Origin of the sequence: Pseudomonas sp. CCC4.1 (genome assembly GCF_035019225.1) — a bacterium.
GTDB classification, from domain to species: domain Bacteria; phylum Pseudomonadota; class Gammaproteobacteria; order Pseudomonadales; family Pseudomonadaceae; genus Aquipseudomonas; species Aquipseudomonas bubulae.
Window position 1 is genome coordinate 14,587 of sequence record NZ_JASJWL010000060.1, and the last position, 13,196, is coordinate 27,782.

14 protein-coding genes and 1 pseudogene are annotated in these 13,196 nt (G+C 60.5%); 9 read left to right on the plus strand and 6 right to left on the minus strand.

Features of this window, described 5'->3' with window-relative positions:
- The first annotated feature begins 8 nt into the window (after nt 1-8).
- On the plus strand, nt 9-419 hold the full coding sequence (cueR, locus tag QN377_RS18970) for a Cu(I)-responsive transcriptional regulator (RefSeq protein WP_095020831.1): 411 nt from the start codon (nt 9-11) through the stop codon (nt 417-419).
- 124 nt (nt 420-543) lie between these two features.
- Here cueR and QN377_RS18975 read toward each other — a convergent pair whose 3' ends face one another.
- Genes QN377_RS18975 through QN377_RS18985 form a run of 3 tightly spaced genes read right to left on the minus strand, consistent with a single transcriptional unit; the run spans nt 544 to nt 3,297 of the window.
- Nucleotides 544-1,350 (minus strand): sulfite exporter TauE/SafE family protein, encoded by an 807-nt coding sequence (locus QN377_RS18975; RefSeq protein ID WP_095001069.1) that lies wholly within the window; start codon nt 1,348-1,350, stop codon nt 544-546.
- An 8-nt stretch (nt 1,351-1,358) separates the two neighbouring features.
- A complete protein-coding gene (locus tag QN377_RS18980) occupies nt 1,359-2,924 on the minus strand; it encodes a bifunctional protein tyrosine phosphatase family protein/NAD(P)/FAD-dependent oxidoreductase (RefSeq protein WP_153400572.1) in 1,566 nt (521 codons plus the stop codon).
- A gap of 43 nt (nt 2,925-2,967) precedes the next feature.
- Nucleotides 2,968-3,297, minus strand: coding sequence for an ArsR/SmtB family transcription factor (locus QN377_RS18985; RefSeq protein ID WP_095001067.1), 330 nt, complete (start codon nt 3,295-3,297; stop codon nt 2,968-2,970).
- A 92-nt stretch (nt 3,298-3,389) separates the two neighbouring features.
- Here QN377_RS18985 and QN377_RS18990 point away from each other — a divergent pair, with 92 nt between their 5' ends.
- The gene (locus QN377_RS18990; RefSeq protein ID WP_095020829.1) at nt 3,390-4,253 is read left to right on the plus strand and encodes an MBL fold metallo-hydrolase; all 864 of its coding nucleotides are present in this window, start codon (nt 3,390-3,392) and stop codon (nt 4,251-4,253) included.
- Nucleotides 4,254-4,462: 209 nt separating this feature from the next.
- Here QN377_RS18990 and QN377_RS18995 read toward each other — a convergent pair whose 3' ends face one another.
- The gene (locus tag QN377_RS18995) at nt 4,463-5,356 is read right to left on the minus strand and encodes a PA4780 family RIO1-like protein kinase (protein ID WP_016783575.1); all 894 of its coding nucleotides are present in this window, start codon (nt 5,354-5,356) and stop codon (nt 4,463-4,465) included.
- A 126-nt stretch (nt 5,357-5,482) separates the two neighbouring features.
- Nucleotides 5,483-6,277, minus strand: a complete 795-nt coding sequence (locus QN377_RS19000; protein WP_095001065.1) for an AraC family transcriptional regulator — start codon at nt 6,275-6,277, stop codon at nt 5,483-5,485.
- 82 nt (nt 6,278-6,359) lie between these two features.
- Between QN377_RS19000 and QN377_RS19005 the strand changes: the two genes are divergently transcribed.
- Nucleotides 6,360-7,412: a bile acid:sodium symporter family protein gene (locus QN377_RS19005; RefSeq protein WP_095001064.1), complete on the plus strand. Its 1,053-nt coding sequence runs from the start codon at nt 6,360-6,362 to the stop codon at nt 7,410-7,412.
- A gap of 50 nt (nt 7,413-7,462) precedes the next feature.
- Here the strand turns inward: QN377_RS19005 and QN377_RS19010 are convergent, their stop codons facing one another.
- Nucleotides 7,463-8,737, minus strand: a complete 1,275-nt coding sequence (locus QN377_RS19010) for an acetyl-CoA C-acetyltransferase (protein WP_095019798.1) — start codon at nt 8,735-8,737, stop codon at nt 7,463-7,465.
- Nucleotides 8,738-8,859: 122 nt separating this feature from the next.
- On the opposite strand from QN377_RS19010, the gene QN377_RS19015 reads away from it, so the two are divergent.
- The 6 genes and pseudogenes from QN377_RS19015 to QN377_RS19040 all read left to right on the plus strand — a co-directional run.
- On the plus strand, nt 8,860-10,212 hold the full coding sequence (locus tag QN377_RS19015) for a 3-oxoacyl-ACP reductase (RefSeq protein ID WP_095001062.1): 1,353 nt from the start codon (nt 8,860-8,862) through the stop codon (nt 10,210-10,212).
- A 3-nt stretch (nt 10,213-10,215) separates the two neighbouring features.
- Nucleotides 10,216-11,070, plus strand: a complete 855-nt coding sequence (locus QN377_RS19020; protein WP_095001061.1) for a MaoC family dehydratase — start codon at nt 10,216-10,218, stop codon at nt 11,068-11,070.
- 202 nt (nt 11,071-11,272) lie between these two features.
- A complete protein-coding gene (locus QN377_RS19025; RefSeq protein ID WP_095001060.1) occupies nt 11,273-11,578 on the plus strand; it encodes a nucleotide pyrophosphohydrolase in 306 nt (101 codons plus the stop codon).
- Nucleotides 11,575-12,324: a methyltransferase domain-containing protein gene (locus QN377_RS19030; protein WP_153400584.1), complete on the plus strand. Its 750-nt coding sequence runs from the start codon at nt 11,575-11,577 to the stop codon at nt 12,322-12,324. The genes QN377_RS19025 and QN377_RS19030 overlap by 4 nt, the downstream gene beginning before the upstream one ends.
- 23 nt (nt 12,325-12,347) lie before the next feature.
- Nucleotides 12,348-12,962 (plus strand): DUF4136 domain-containing protein, encoded by a 615-nt coding sequence (locus tag QN377_RS19035; RefSeq protein ID WP_095019795.1) that lies wholly within the window; start codon nt 12,348-12,350, stop codon nt 12,960-12,962.
- A 28-nt stretch (nt 12,963-12,990) separates the two neighbouring features.
- Nucleotides 12,991-13,196, plus strand: a pseudogene (locus QN377_RS19040) (DUF4136 domain-containing protein); the annotation flags it as partial.

Sequence of the window (13,196 nt, forward strand, 5' to 3'; positions counted from 1 at the left end):
GAGGCGTCATGAATATCGGCCAGGCCGCCAGACACAGCGGCTTGAGCGCCAAGATGATTCGTTATTACGAATCCATCGGTCTGCTCAAACCCGCGCAACGCAGTGACAGCGGCTACCGCCTTTACAGCGATGACGACCTGCATACCCTTGCGTTTATCAAACGCTCGCGGGACCTGGGGTTTTCGCTGGAAGAGGTCGGCAAGCTGCTGACCCTGTGGCAGGATCGCCAGCGCGCCAGCGGCGATGTGAAGGCACTGGCGCGCCAGCATATTGAAGAGTTGAACCAGAAGATCGCCGAGCTGAGCAGCCTGCGCGACACCTTGCAGGATCTGGTCGAAAGCTGTCAGGGCGACCACCGCCCTGACTGCCCGATCCTCAAGGACCTGGAGTCAGGCCCATGCTGCACCGTAAAGACATGATCATCTGCATGATCTGCTGATAAACCTGTGGGAGCGGGCTTGCTCGCGATTCAGGCGCCAAGGTGTATCTGGCTGACCAAGGTGATGCCATCGCGAGCAAGCCCCGCTCCCACAGGAACGTTAATCAGAAAGCTGTCAGCAGCACTTTAGCCAGCATCAGCACGCCAATCACCGCACACAGCCCCGCGAATCCCTGCTGTAGCCACTGGGCCGAGACGTGCGGGGCAATCACCCGCCCGGCAATCATTCCGGCCAGGGTGGCGCCTATAAATATCACGCCTTCATTCGACAGGCTCACGCCCTGGCTCATCAGATTGCCCAAGGTGCCCAGCGATACCAGCGCCACCACCATCAAGGACGTGGACACCACGGCGTGGATACGCACGTCACTGAACTTGCGAAATGCCGGCACGATCAAGAACCCGCCGCCCACACTCAATAACCCCGTCAGCAACCCCGAGGTAGCACCAATGGATACCAGGGTCATGCTGCAGCGGGCATTCCAGGTCAGTCGCCCGGTTGCAGGGTTGAGCATGCAGTTTTTTTCCAGTACCCCCAGGCTGCCGTCATCGCGGGCATCCGCCCGGGCCTGCAGGAACATGCGCACTGAGACAAACATCATCACCGCGCTGAACATCAACACCAGCACCTTGGCCGGCATCAACCGGGCAAGGTGCAGCCCGATGGGCGAGGTGGTCGAGCCGACCAGCGCCATCAACGCCGCTGCCTTGTAGCGCACCAGCCCCTTGCGCAGGCCATCCAGCGCCCCCAGTGCCGCTGCCGTGCCTACGGCCAGCAACGCCACCGGTGTCGCTTGCGCCAGGGTCCAGCCCAGCCCCAGAGTCAGCGCCGGGATGGCCAGGATGCCGCCACCGGCACCGGTCAGCCCGAGCACCAACCCCACCAGCATGCCAAATAAAATAATCAACATGGTCAGGGTCAATCCGGCTTGCAGTCAGTGAACCACTCGCGGCCTTTGAGCATGCCTTGCCAGTAAAACCACGGCAGCAATGTGGCCTTGAGCAGCCACGCCGATTTGCGGGGTACGGTCGGGTCCAGGGGAAAGGTGGGTAGCAGTTTGCCGCCATAGCCGAATTCAGCCAGGATCACCTTACCGTTTTCCACGGTCAGCGGGCAGGAGCCATAGCCGTCATAACGCTTGGGCAAGGTCACGCCCTTGCGCAGTGCGAGCAGATTTTCGGCCACCACGACCACTTGCTTGCGGGTTGCCGCCGCGGTCTTGGCATTGGGTGTATTGCACACATCGCCCAGGGCGAAGATTTCGGGGTAGCGTGGATGTTGCAGGGTCGCCGGATCGGTCTCGAACCAGCCCGCCTTGTCCGCCAGTTCACTGCGGCGGATCACATCGGGCGCCTGCTGCGGTGGTACCACATGCAGCAGGTCGAAGGTTTTAGCAACACAAGTCACACCGCCCTTGGTATCAGTCACATCAAACCAGGCCGTTCTGGCGGGACCGTCAACCTTGACCAGATTGGACTGGAAGGCCAATTGAGCCTTGTAGGCTTCAACGTACTTCATCAGCGGCGGGACAAAAGCTGGCACGCCAAACAACACCGCCCCCGCCAGGTTGAACTCCACCTTGATAGCGTCCAGAGCACCGCGTTTGCGCCAATGATCGCAGGCCAGATACATGGCTTTTTGCGGCGCACCCGCACACTTGATCGGCATGCCCGGCTGGGTAAACAGTGCCTTGCCGCCCTTCAGGCTGCGCACCAGTTCCCAGGTATAGGGCGCCAGATCGTGACGATAGTTGGAGGTCACGCCATTCTTGCCCAGGGTTTCTTCCAGGCCCTCGATATTTTCCCAGGCCAGTTCCAGCCCCGGGCAAACGATCAGTTGCTGGTAACCCAGCTCGCTGCCATCGCTGAGCAGCACAACCTTGCGCTGCGGAGCAAAGGCACACAGCGACGCCTTGACCCACACAGCACCTTTGGGCATGACCGCAACGGTGGGGCGAACCGTGTTTTTGATATCGTAGGCCCCTCCCCCGACCAGCGTCCAGGCGGGCTGGTAATAGTGTTCGGTGCTGGGCTCGATCACGGCGATACGCAAGGCCGGGTTACGCTTCAACAGGCTGGCCGACACCGAAATACCGGCCGAGCCACCGCCCACCACGACCACATCGTACTGCCTGGCCTCACGCGTGCCCTGGGTGGCCGCTTCAAAAAGCTTGGCAGAGCGATTGCCCGTGCGGCAGTACGCCAGCACCGGTTTGGGCAACTCGTCGAGCAGTTCACGCAATTGCTGCACCTGCCCGGGTGTTGCGCCGCTGGTCGCTACTGGCAGATAGGCAAAGCTCAGCCCCAGGGCCTGCGCGGCCTGTTGCATCGCGGTGTGTTCGGGTTGCTCAGGCCCGCCTTCATGGTCGGGGCGGTTGCACATCACGCTGGCAAAACCCAGCGCAGCCAAGGATTGGAGATCAGACTGCTCGATCTGACCGGTCACGGAAAATGACGCGTCGATTCGCTTGATGCTTTGCTCCATTGAGCACTCCAGGCACAACTAAAATGAATGGATTGGGAGGGCGTTACTTTTTGAGCGCTTGCCCGCAATACAGCCCCGACAGGGTCTGCATCACAGAAACCACTTCAAAGCTGGCGAGTGAGTAGAAAATGTATTTCCCCAGCCTTCGGGTATTGACCATGCCCTCATCGCGCAACACACCGAGTTGTTGCGACAGTGTGGGTTGTCTGATGCCGGTCAGCGCTTCAAGTTCGCCGACATTGCGCTCACCTTGAGTCAACTGGCAGAGCAGCAGCAGGCGATCTTCATTGGCCAACGCTTTGAGAAGGGTGCAGGCTTTGGAAGCAGAGTCGCGCAGAAGCCCGATTTCTTCGCTGGTTAGCTGAGCAGTCATGAAAAGCTCCGGTGCGTGATGGTCGACAGTCTACGACTCGATAATATATCTTTCAATATATTGATCATTCAACGACCGCCACGAGGCCCCTCATGCATCCCGAAATTCAAGGTTTCTTCGACCCGGCGACGTCGACCGTGAGCTACGTGGTCCATGCTGCTGGCAGCGTGGAGTGCGCAATCATCGACCCGGTACTGGACTACAATGCCGCCGCCGGGCGTATCAGCACCGTCAGTGCCGACGCTATCGCCGCTTTCGTGCAGGCTGAAGGCCTGAAGGTGCAATGGCTGCTGGAGACCCACGCCCATGCCGACCACCTGTCGGCCAGCGCTTACCTCAAGCGCAAGCTGGGCGGGCAGATCGGCATCGGGGCTGCCATCACCCAGGTCCAGGGGGTGTTCCGCGATATCTATAACCTTGAGCCGGAATTCAAGCTTGATGGCTCGCAGTTCGATCGCCTGTTCGAGCCCGACGAGCTGTTTCATATCGGGCGACTAGAGGTGCGGGCGCTGCATGTGCCCGGCCATACCCCGGCCGATATGGCCTATCAGGTAGAACACCACAGCCTGTTTGTGGGCGATACCCTGTTTATGCCTGATGTGGGCACCGCCCGTTGCGACTTCCCGGGTGGCGATGCGCGGCAGTTGTATCAATCGATCAAGCGCCTGCTGGCATTACCTGAGTCGACCCGCCTGTTTATGTGCCATGACTACCCGCCAGCCGGGCGCGAAGCCTGCTGGTCGACCACGGTGGGTGAACAGCGGGCAAAAAACATCCACGTCAATGACAGCATCGACCTGGCAGGTTTTGTCGGCATGCGTACGGCCCGCGATGCCACTCTGGGGGTTCCGGCGCTGCTGATTCCGGCGATTCAAGTCAATATTCGTGCAGGCAACCTGCCGCCTGCGGATGACAGCGGCCTGTGCAGCCTGAAGATTCCGCTGAACCGGTTTTGAGCCGCCCAAACACTTGCCAGGAACAGGGCAGCAGCGGTTTTGATGAGCGGCGCATTACCCGTGGGAGCTGGCTTGCCTGCGATGCAAACAACGCGCTCTGACAGGTAACACACGGTGATTCCATCGCGAGCAAGCCCGCTCCCACAAGAACCCGGGCAGCCCCAGGCGCATAAAAAATCCGGCCTGAGCCGGATTTTTTAGTTAGCCAATTACTGCATCCACGGGGGTGGTGGCTCTTCAGCCTTGCTCGGGGGCGCATCATCGGCAGCACGCACTGCCTGGCGGAAAGCTTCGTCCAGACGTGCGGCTTCGATTTCGCGCATCACCCCGCCGACATCCGCCAGCTCGTCCGGCTCGTCAAACTCGCCCGTCAACACACTGCCAGGGTGCAGGGTGGCAGCTTCGTAAAGTGCCCACATTTCCTTGGCGTACTTGGTCTTCTTCAGTTCCGGCGCAAAACGCCCGAAATAGGAAGCCATGTTGCCCACGTCACGCTCCAGCATGTTGAAGGCGTGGTTGTTACCCGCCGCATCGACCGCCTGGGGCAAGTCGATGATGACCGGGCCGGTTGGCGTCAGCAAAACGTTGAACTCGGACAAGTCGCCGTGAACCAGCCCCGTACACAGCATCAGCACGATTTGCTGAATCAGGAACTCGTGGTACTCGCGGGCCTGATCCGGCTCCAGCACCACGTCATTGAGACGCGGAGCCGCATCGCCGTACTCGTCCGCCACCAGTTCCATCAACAGCACGCCTTCGAGGAAGTCGAACGGTTTAGGAACCCGCACACCCGCACCGGCCAGGCGAAACAGCGCCGCTACCTCGGCGTTTTGCCAGGCATCTTCGGTTTCTTTACGACCGAACTTCGAGCCCTTGGCCATCGCTCGGGCCTGACGGCTGTTGCGAACCTTGCGACCCTCCTGATATTCGGCGGCCTGGCGGAAACTTCGTTTGTTGGCCTCCTTGTAAACCTTGGCGCATCGCAGCTCATTGCCGCAGCGGACTACGTATACAGCTGCTTCCTTGCCACTCATGAGTGGGCGCAGCACCTCGTCGATCAGACCGTCTTCGATCAGGGGTTCTAAGCGTTTTGGAGTCTTCATCAGCTTTTATTGTGGGTCCTTTATTACCAAACACGCGAATGTCATTCGTTATACGGCAATCCACTCACCACGGGGAGAGGGCAAACGATTTGAATGATAGACGAGCAACACGTTTTGAGCACCGACTTAACCCTGTCGAAACAAGTCACCCGGGGTAAAGCCGAACATCTTTTTAAACGCCGCAATAAACGCCGACGTTGATTCATACCCGCAAGACAGCGCCGCCCGCGTGACATGACCGCCTTCCTCCAGCACCCGTAACGATGACAGAAGACGCACCCGCTGCCGCCAACTGCGGAAACTCAAGCCTGTTTCACGTTGAAACAAACGCATCAGGGTTTTTTCGGACATCCCCAGCCGATCCGACCACAGGCCCAGGTTCGCCTCGGCATCAGGGGTTTCGACCAGCTCATTGCACAGCACCAGCAAACGTTCATGACGGGGCAACGGCAGTGAAAAACCGACCTCGGGCAGGCTTGCCAACTGGTCCAGCAGCACCGCCACCAAGCGTTGCTCGCAGCTCCCGCCCTCGGGGTAGTCGACGGGCAGCGCACAAAAGCTTTTGATCAGCTCCCGGGCCAGCGGCGTGACCTCCAGTACCCGGCACTGCCCCGGCGCCCATTGACAGTCCTCACGGCGCACATAGAGGCTGCGCATTTCAGCGCGCATCGAGGTGATCACTTCATGCTCCAGCCCGGCCGGAATCCAGATACCCCACTGCGGGGGCGCAAAAAAACTGCCCTCGTCGGTATGTACGCCCAGCACACCACTAATGGCGTACGAAAACTGCACCCAATCGTGTCGATGGCGCGGCGTCCACGAGCCCGCGCCCAGGCTTTCGGCCCGGGCGTACAGGGGTCGTGGCAGGGCATCGAGTACCGGAATGGCACGCGGCAGCCCACGTTGTCCGTTTGGCGGCATTGATTGGCCTTATATCGCAAGACGACAGATTGCTGCGACGTTAGGCTAAGTCATCAATTCTTACAATGTTGCGGTGCCGACAATGCCTGTACTCAAACATCTCAAACGAATGTTCACCGACTGGTTTCTGTGCGGCATGCTGCTGGCGACTTTCCTGGCCTATGTGTTTCCGCATTTCGGTAGCACTGGCGGCGCAATGCACGCGGAATGGGTGATCAATATCGGAGTGTTTCTGGTGTTTTTCCTGCACGGGGTGAACCTGTCCAGTGAGCAGATCAGTCACGGCCTGAAAAACATTCGCCTGCACGTTATGGTGCAGGGCTTTACCTTTATCGTCTTCCCGCTGATCTGGGTGGTCGCCAACAAGCTGTTGGGCGCCCATATCCCGCCGTTGCTGATGTTGGGATTTTTCTACCTGTGTGCCCTGCCCTCGACCATTTCCTCGTCGGTGGCACTGACCGGCAGTGCTGGAGGCAATGTGCCGGCAGCGATTCTTAACGCCAGCCTGTCCAGCGTGCTGGGGATTTTCCTGACACCCTTGCTGGTCAGCTTCGTGGTGGGCAGCGGCGCAGGGGGCATCGACCTGGGTTCAACCCTGCTCGACCTGTGCGCCATGCTGTTGCTGCCGCTGGTGCTGGGCCAGTTGGTTCGCCCGCTGTGCGGACGCTTTTTTGCCCGGCACAAGCGCTACACCAATATCTGCGACAAGGTGGTGATTCTGCTGCTGGTTTACGCCGCGTTCTGCAACTCGATGGTCTCGGGCATGTGGCAACAGCAGGGCAGTTCGGTGATTGTCAGTGCATTGGTCGGCAGTGCGGTCCTGCTGGCGATTATCCTGTGGATGACCACCCGCACCGCCCGCGCCCTGAAATTCAGCACCGCAGATGAAATCGCTGCAGTGTTCTGCGCCAGCAAGAAATCCCTCGCGGCGGGTGCGCCGATGGCGGCCCTGATTTTCGGGGCCAACCCGGGGCTGGGCCTGATTTTATTGCCGATCATGATCTACCACCCACTGCAGTTGATCGTGTGTTCGGTGATGGCCGAGAGTTATGCCACGCGCAGTCGCGCAGAAGCCAAACACAACAACATCTCGGGTGGGAGCGGGCTTGCTCGCGATGCCGACGCCACGGCGTAACAGGCACACCGCATTGCGCCCATCGCGAGCAAGCCCGCTCCCACAGACGGCTATCGCTCAATTATTGCAGTAACACCCTGCCCGCCCGCCGCGCAGATCGAGATCAAACCTCGACCCTGCCCGGCGGTGGCCAGCAGCTTGGACATATTGGTCACGATACGCCCGCCCGTCGCCGCAAACGGATGACCCACCGCCAGGGAACTGCCCTTGACGTTGAGTTTGCTGCGATCAATCGCCCCCAGCGCTGCATCAAGCCCCAGCCGGCTTTTGCAGTAAGGCTCGTCCTCCCAGGCCTTCAAGGTGCACAGCACCTGCGCGGCAAATGCCTCGTGAATCTCGTAGTAGTCAAAGTCCTGCAAGGTCAGGCCATTACGCGCCAGCAGCCGTGGGACGGCGTATACCGGTGCCATCAATAACCCTTCTGCACCGTGTACGAAATCTACAGCAGCTGTTTCACCATCGCGCAAATACGCCAAGACCGGCAAGCCGCGCTCCCTGGCCCATTCTTCACTGCCCAACAAGACCGTCGACGCACCATCGGTCAGTGGCGTGGAGTTGCCCGCCGTCAACGTGCCCTTGGCGCTGCGCTCGAATACGGGCTTGAGGGCGGCCAGTTTCTCCAGGGTCAGGTCGGCACGCAGGTTGTTATCACGGCTCAGGCCCATAAATGGCGTAAGCAGATCATCTTCCCAGCCGGCGTGGTAAGCCGCCGTCAGTGCCTGATGGCTGTGCAGCGCCAGCTCGTCCTGCTCAACCCGGGGGATGTTCCAGGTTTGCGCCATCAACTCGCAGTGCTGGCCCATCGACAGCCCGGTGCGAGGCTCGCCGTTGCGTGGAAATTCGGGCTTCAAAAAGCCCGGACGCAATTGCAGCAACGCCTTGAGCTTGTCCACAGGTGCCTTGAGGCGGTTGAACTGCAGCAGCCATTTGCGCAGCCCGTCATTGATGCCGATCGGAACATTGGAGGCAGAGTCCACGCCACCGGCAATCCCGCACTCGATCTGCCCCAGGGCAATCTTGTTGGCCACCAGCAATGCCGCCTCAAGCCCTGTACCGCAGGCCTGCTGCAAGTCATAGGCCGGAGTTTGCGGCGACAGCCGCGAGCCCAGCACACATTCGCGGGTCAGGCTGAAATCCCGCGAATCCTTGAGCACCGCCCCGGCCACTACTTCGCCCATGCGCAACCCGTGAAGGTTGTATCGCTCGATCAGCCCTTCCAGCGCCGCCGTCAGCATGTCCTGATTACTGGCAGTCGCATAAGGCCCGTTGGCGCGAGAAAACGGGATTCGATTACCACCAATAATTGCTACACGACGCAGACTCATACGATTCACCCTATTCTCTTAAATCCATTAATCGTTACCAGCGTAGGCCTTATTGCCGATAACGAACGACCACGGTCTGTTTGTGGTCAACCCTTTGAACCCCACCTGTCGGAGAGTGTTCCATGTCAGACCGTTATATCGACTTCGTCAACTCATCCCTCGGCCAGCGGCTGGTCGGCGCGTTGGGGCTGCCGTCACCGGGACGACTGGAGCGCTGGCAGGCCGGGCGCCTGCGCCCCGTCGAAGGCCCTCTGCTGATTGGCGGCGGTGCGCTTGCCGCACAGGTGGCCCGCTTTGGCGGCAAACTCACCGATGCGGTGTTCAGCTATGGCCCTGAACCCTTGCATGCCACACCGTGGATTCCAGGCCAAGGACCAAAGCTCAAGGCCGTGGTGTTTGACGCCAGCGAGCTGTTGCACACCGGGCAGCTCAAGCAACTGCGCGAATTTTTCCAGCCGCTGCTGCGCAATCTCGAGCACTGTACCCATATGGTGATCCTGGGCCGTGCCCCTGAAACATTAAGCGATCCTTTTGCCGCCAGCGTGCAACGTGCGCTCGAAGGTTTCAGTCGTTCGCTGGCCAAGGAGTTGCGTAACGGCAGTACCTTGCAACTGCTGTATATCGGCGAGGGGGCCGAAGATCAGCTTGAAGGCGCACTGCGCTTTTTTCTCTCGCCAAAAAGTGCCTTTATCAGCGGCCAGGTGCTGCGCCTCAAGGCCTGCGCCAACCAGGTGCAGGACTGGACCCGCCCCCTGGCCGGGCGCAAGGCACTGGTTACCGGTGCGGCCCGTGGCATTGGCGCCGCGATTGCCGAAACCCTGGCCCGGGATGGCGCCGAACTGATCCTGCTCGACGTGCCGGCCGCCAAGAGCGATCTCGATGCGCTGGCCGCGCGCTTGGGCGGGCACAGCATCGCGCTCGACATCTGTGCCGCCGATGCCGCAGAACAACTGACCGGGCAACTGGCCGATGGTATCGATATCCTGGTGCACAACGCCGGTATCACCCGTGATAAAACCCTGGCCAATATGACCCCGGAATTCTGGGACTCGGTACTCGCCGTTAACCTCAACGCCCCGCAAGTGCTGACCAAGGCCCTGCTTGATAGCGGCACCCTGCGCGATAACGGCAGGGTAATCCTGCTCGCATCCATCAGCGGTATCGCCGGCAATCGCGGCCAGACCAACTACGCCGCCAGCAAGGCCGGGCTGATCGGCCTTGCTCAGGCCTGGGCAGCGTCGCTGGGCGAGCGTGGCATCAGTATCAATGCCGTGGCCCCGGGTTTTATCGAAACCCAAATGACCGCGCATATTCCCTTTGCCCTGCGCGAAGCGGGACGACGCATGAGTTCGCTGGGCCAGGGTGGCCAGCCCCAGGACGTCGCCGAGGCTGTGGCCTGGCTCGGCCAGCCGGGTTCGGGCGCGCTCAGCGGCCAGGCACTGCGGGTGTGTGGCCAAAGTATTCTGGGAGCATAAGCCATGACCGTGAAATGGCTCGACCTCAGCGGCCCACCGCACTTGCCCGCGCTGTACGCCCATGCCGCGGCCCGGCGCAAGATCACCTCCAGCCCCTTGCCGGAGCAAGGTCTGCGCTGCTGGGTCGAGGTGGAGCCCAAGGCCCTGGCGGCGTTTCGCGATGTTTGCGACCTGGTGCCAAGCCCATTGCTGCCGCCCACTTATCCACACATCCTGGCCTTCGGTCTGCAAATGCAGTTGCTGACTGCCAAGGACTTCCCCTTCCCGCTGCTGGGGCTGATTCATCTGACCAATCGGATCCGTCTGCTGCGCCCGATGGGCAGCGTGACGCAGCTGCGCATCGGGGTATATGTACACAACCTGCAAAAACACCCCAAGGGCGCGACCTTCGAGGTGGTCACCCAGGTTGACGATCTGCTGGGGCCAATATGGGAGGCCGAAAGCACCCTGCTGTGCAAAGGCGTGGAACTGCCGGGCGACCTGCCCCAAATCAACGATCCTGCGCCGGTGGCCCTGAGCGAACTGACCCGCTGGTATGCCCCCGCCGATATTGGCCGGCGTTATGCCAAAGTCTCGGGCGACTACAACCCCATCCACCTCAGTGCCGCCAGCGCCAAGCTGTTTGGCCTGCCCAGTGCAATTGCCCACGGCCTGTGGATAAAAGCCCGAACGCTGGCGGCACTCAATTCGCACCTGCCGGCGGCCAATGTTGAGGTTTTTGTTGCCTTCAAAAAACCGGTGCGCTTGCCCGGCGAAGTGATTTTGCTCAGCAGTGAGGCGGGTTCCAGTGGCGACTTCCAGCTCAATGGCCATGACGGCCTGGTGCACTTGATCGGCAACTGGCGACCGGTTAGCTGACCACCCCCCTGTGGTAGCGGGCTTGCTCGCGATGGCATCCGCGCGTTTTACCTGTTAAACCGCGGCGCCTGCATCGCGAGCAAGCCCGTTCCCACAGAGGATGGCATGCGAGCCGAAAATCCCGCCGGGCTGCCCGTGCCTTTCACTTGCACCAATCCCCGTTCGGTCGCAAGCTTTGCGCCTTCTGGAGAGCACGCCCGCAATGAACCTCGACGAAATAACCCGACGCATGCATCGCATCCGCGATAACAACGACTGGAAGCAGTTCCACAGCCCGAAAAACCTGGCCATGGCCGCCAGTGTCGAAATGGCCGAGCTGGTGGAGATCTTTCAGTGGCTGAGCGAAGACCAGTCACGCCAGCTCCCTGCCGACAAGCTCACCCACGCCGGCCAGGAAGTGGGCGATATCGTGCTGTACCTGGTATTGCTTTGTGCCGAACTGGGCCTGGACATGAATGAAGTGGTACGCAATAAACTGGCCGACAATGAAAGGCGTTTCAACAAATGAGTGACCGTCACTTCGATCAACTGGCCACCCGCTTCGCCGAGAAAATCTACGGTGGCGCCAAGGGTGCGATTCGTCTGGCCGTGCTCCAGGCCGACCTGCAGGAAACCCTGCCCAAACGCCCGTTGCGGGTGCTGGATATCGGCGCCGGGCTGGGCCATATGTCCTTGTGGCTGGCCCAGCAAGGTCACGATGTGACCCTGGCCGAACCGGCCGCGCCGATGCTGGAAGGCGCCCGCCAGCGTTTTGCCGAAGCTGGCCAGACTGGCACCTTTATTCAGGCGCCGTGGCAGGAGCTGCTGGGCCAACTGACTCAACCGTACGATCTGGTGTTGTGCCACGCCGTGCTGGAGTGGCTGGCCGAGCCCCACGCGATCCTGCCGGTGCTGCATCAATTGACCGCCAAAGATGGCTGGTTGTCGCTGGCGTTTTACAACCGCGACGCGCTGATCTATCGCAACTTGCTCAAGGGGCACTTTCGCAAGATGCGCAAGAACGACATGGCCGGCGAAAAACAGAGCCTCACCCCGCAGCAGCCACTCGACCCACGGGAGCTGGCCATAGCACTCGAAGGGCTGTGGCAGGTCGAAACCCAAAGCGGCGTGCGGGTGTTTCACGATTACATGCCAGTGGAGTTCCAGGCCCGCGCCGAGCTTGAAGCCCTGGTTGAAATGGAGCTGGCCCACCGTCGCCACCCTGCGTTTGCCGGGCTGGGACGTTATCTTCATTGGGTGTGTCGCCCGGTTTAAATCGCCCTGCGGGGGAGAGCATGATGTATCGCCGCGTTGCCTTGATCGTTTTGAGCCTGGGGCTGGGCGCTTGCCAAAGCCCCAACCCGTACACCGCCACCTCAATGCCCATGCCTCCGGCTCCGGCACAGGCAGCCAATACCCTGGACTTGAGTGCCTACCCGGCCCCGCCACGGGATTACGGGCGCTACCAGAGCTGGGCCTGGCTCAATGGTCGGCTGCCGGTTGGCACGGCATGGGCCGACTCGGCGCAAATCGCCGAAGCGGTTAACAATGCCCTGGACCAGCGCGGCTTGCGCCCGGCACAACCCAACCGTCCGGCGGATCTTTGGGTCAGTGCTGATTTGCACACCGAAAAACGCTTGCGCCAGGTACAGGACGACTATGGTTACGGGGCCGGCTACGGCAGCGGTTACGGCCGCTACGGCAGCCAATACGGCATGTACAACTCTGTCCCCGTCATACGTACTTATGAGGTTGAGGTCATGGTGGTTCGACTCAACCTGTATGACGGTAAAACTGGCCAGCCGGTGTGGAGTTCCAGTGCAGAAACCAGCAGTAAAGGCAGCCTGAGCGAACGCAGTGACGCCCTGCGCGAATCACTGAACAAGGCAGTACAGGCTTACCCTCCCCATTGAGTCTCAATAGTGAAGTGGAGAAATCATCATGCTTCGTCGCATTGCATTACTGGGCCTGGCCCTGCTGCTCAGTGCCTGCGAAACCATGCAGGTCAGCCATGATTACAACCCTGCTGTCGATTTCGCCCAGTTCCGTACCTGGGCCTGGAAAGACCCTGCCGTGCAATACCAACCCAACAACCCGATGCTTAGAAGCGACCTGACCGAGCAACGCACTGTCTCTTATACACATCT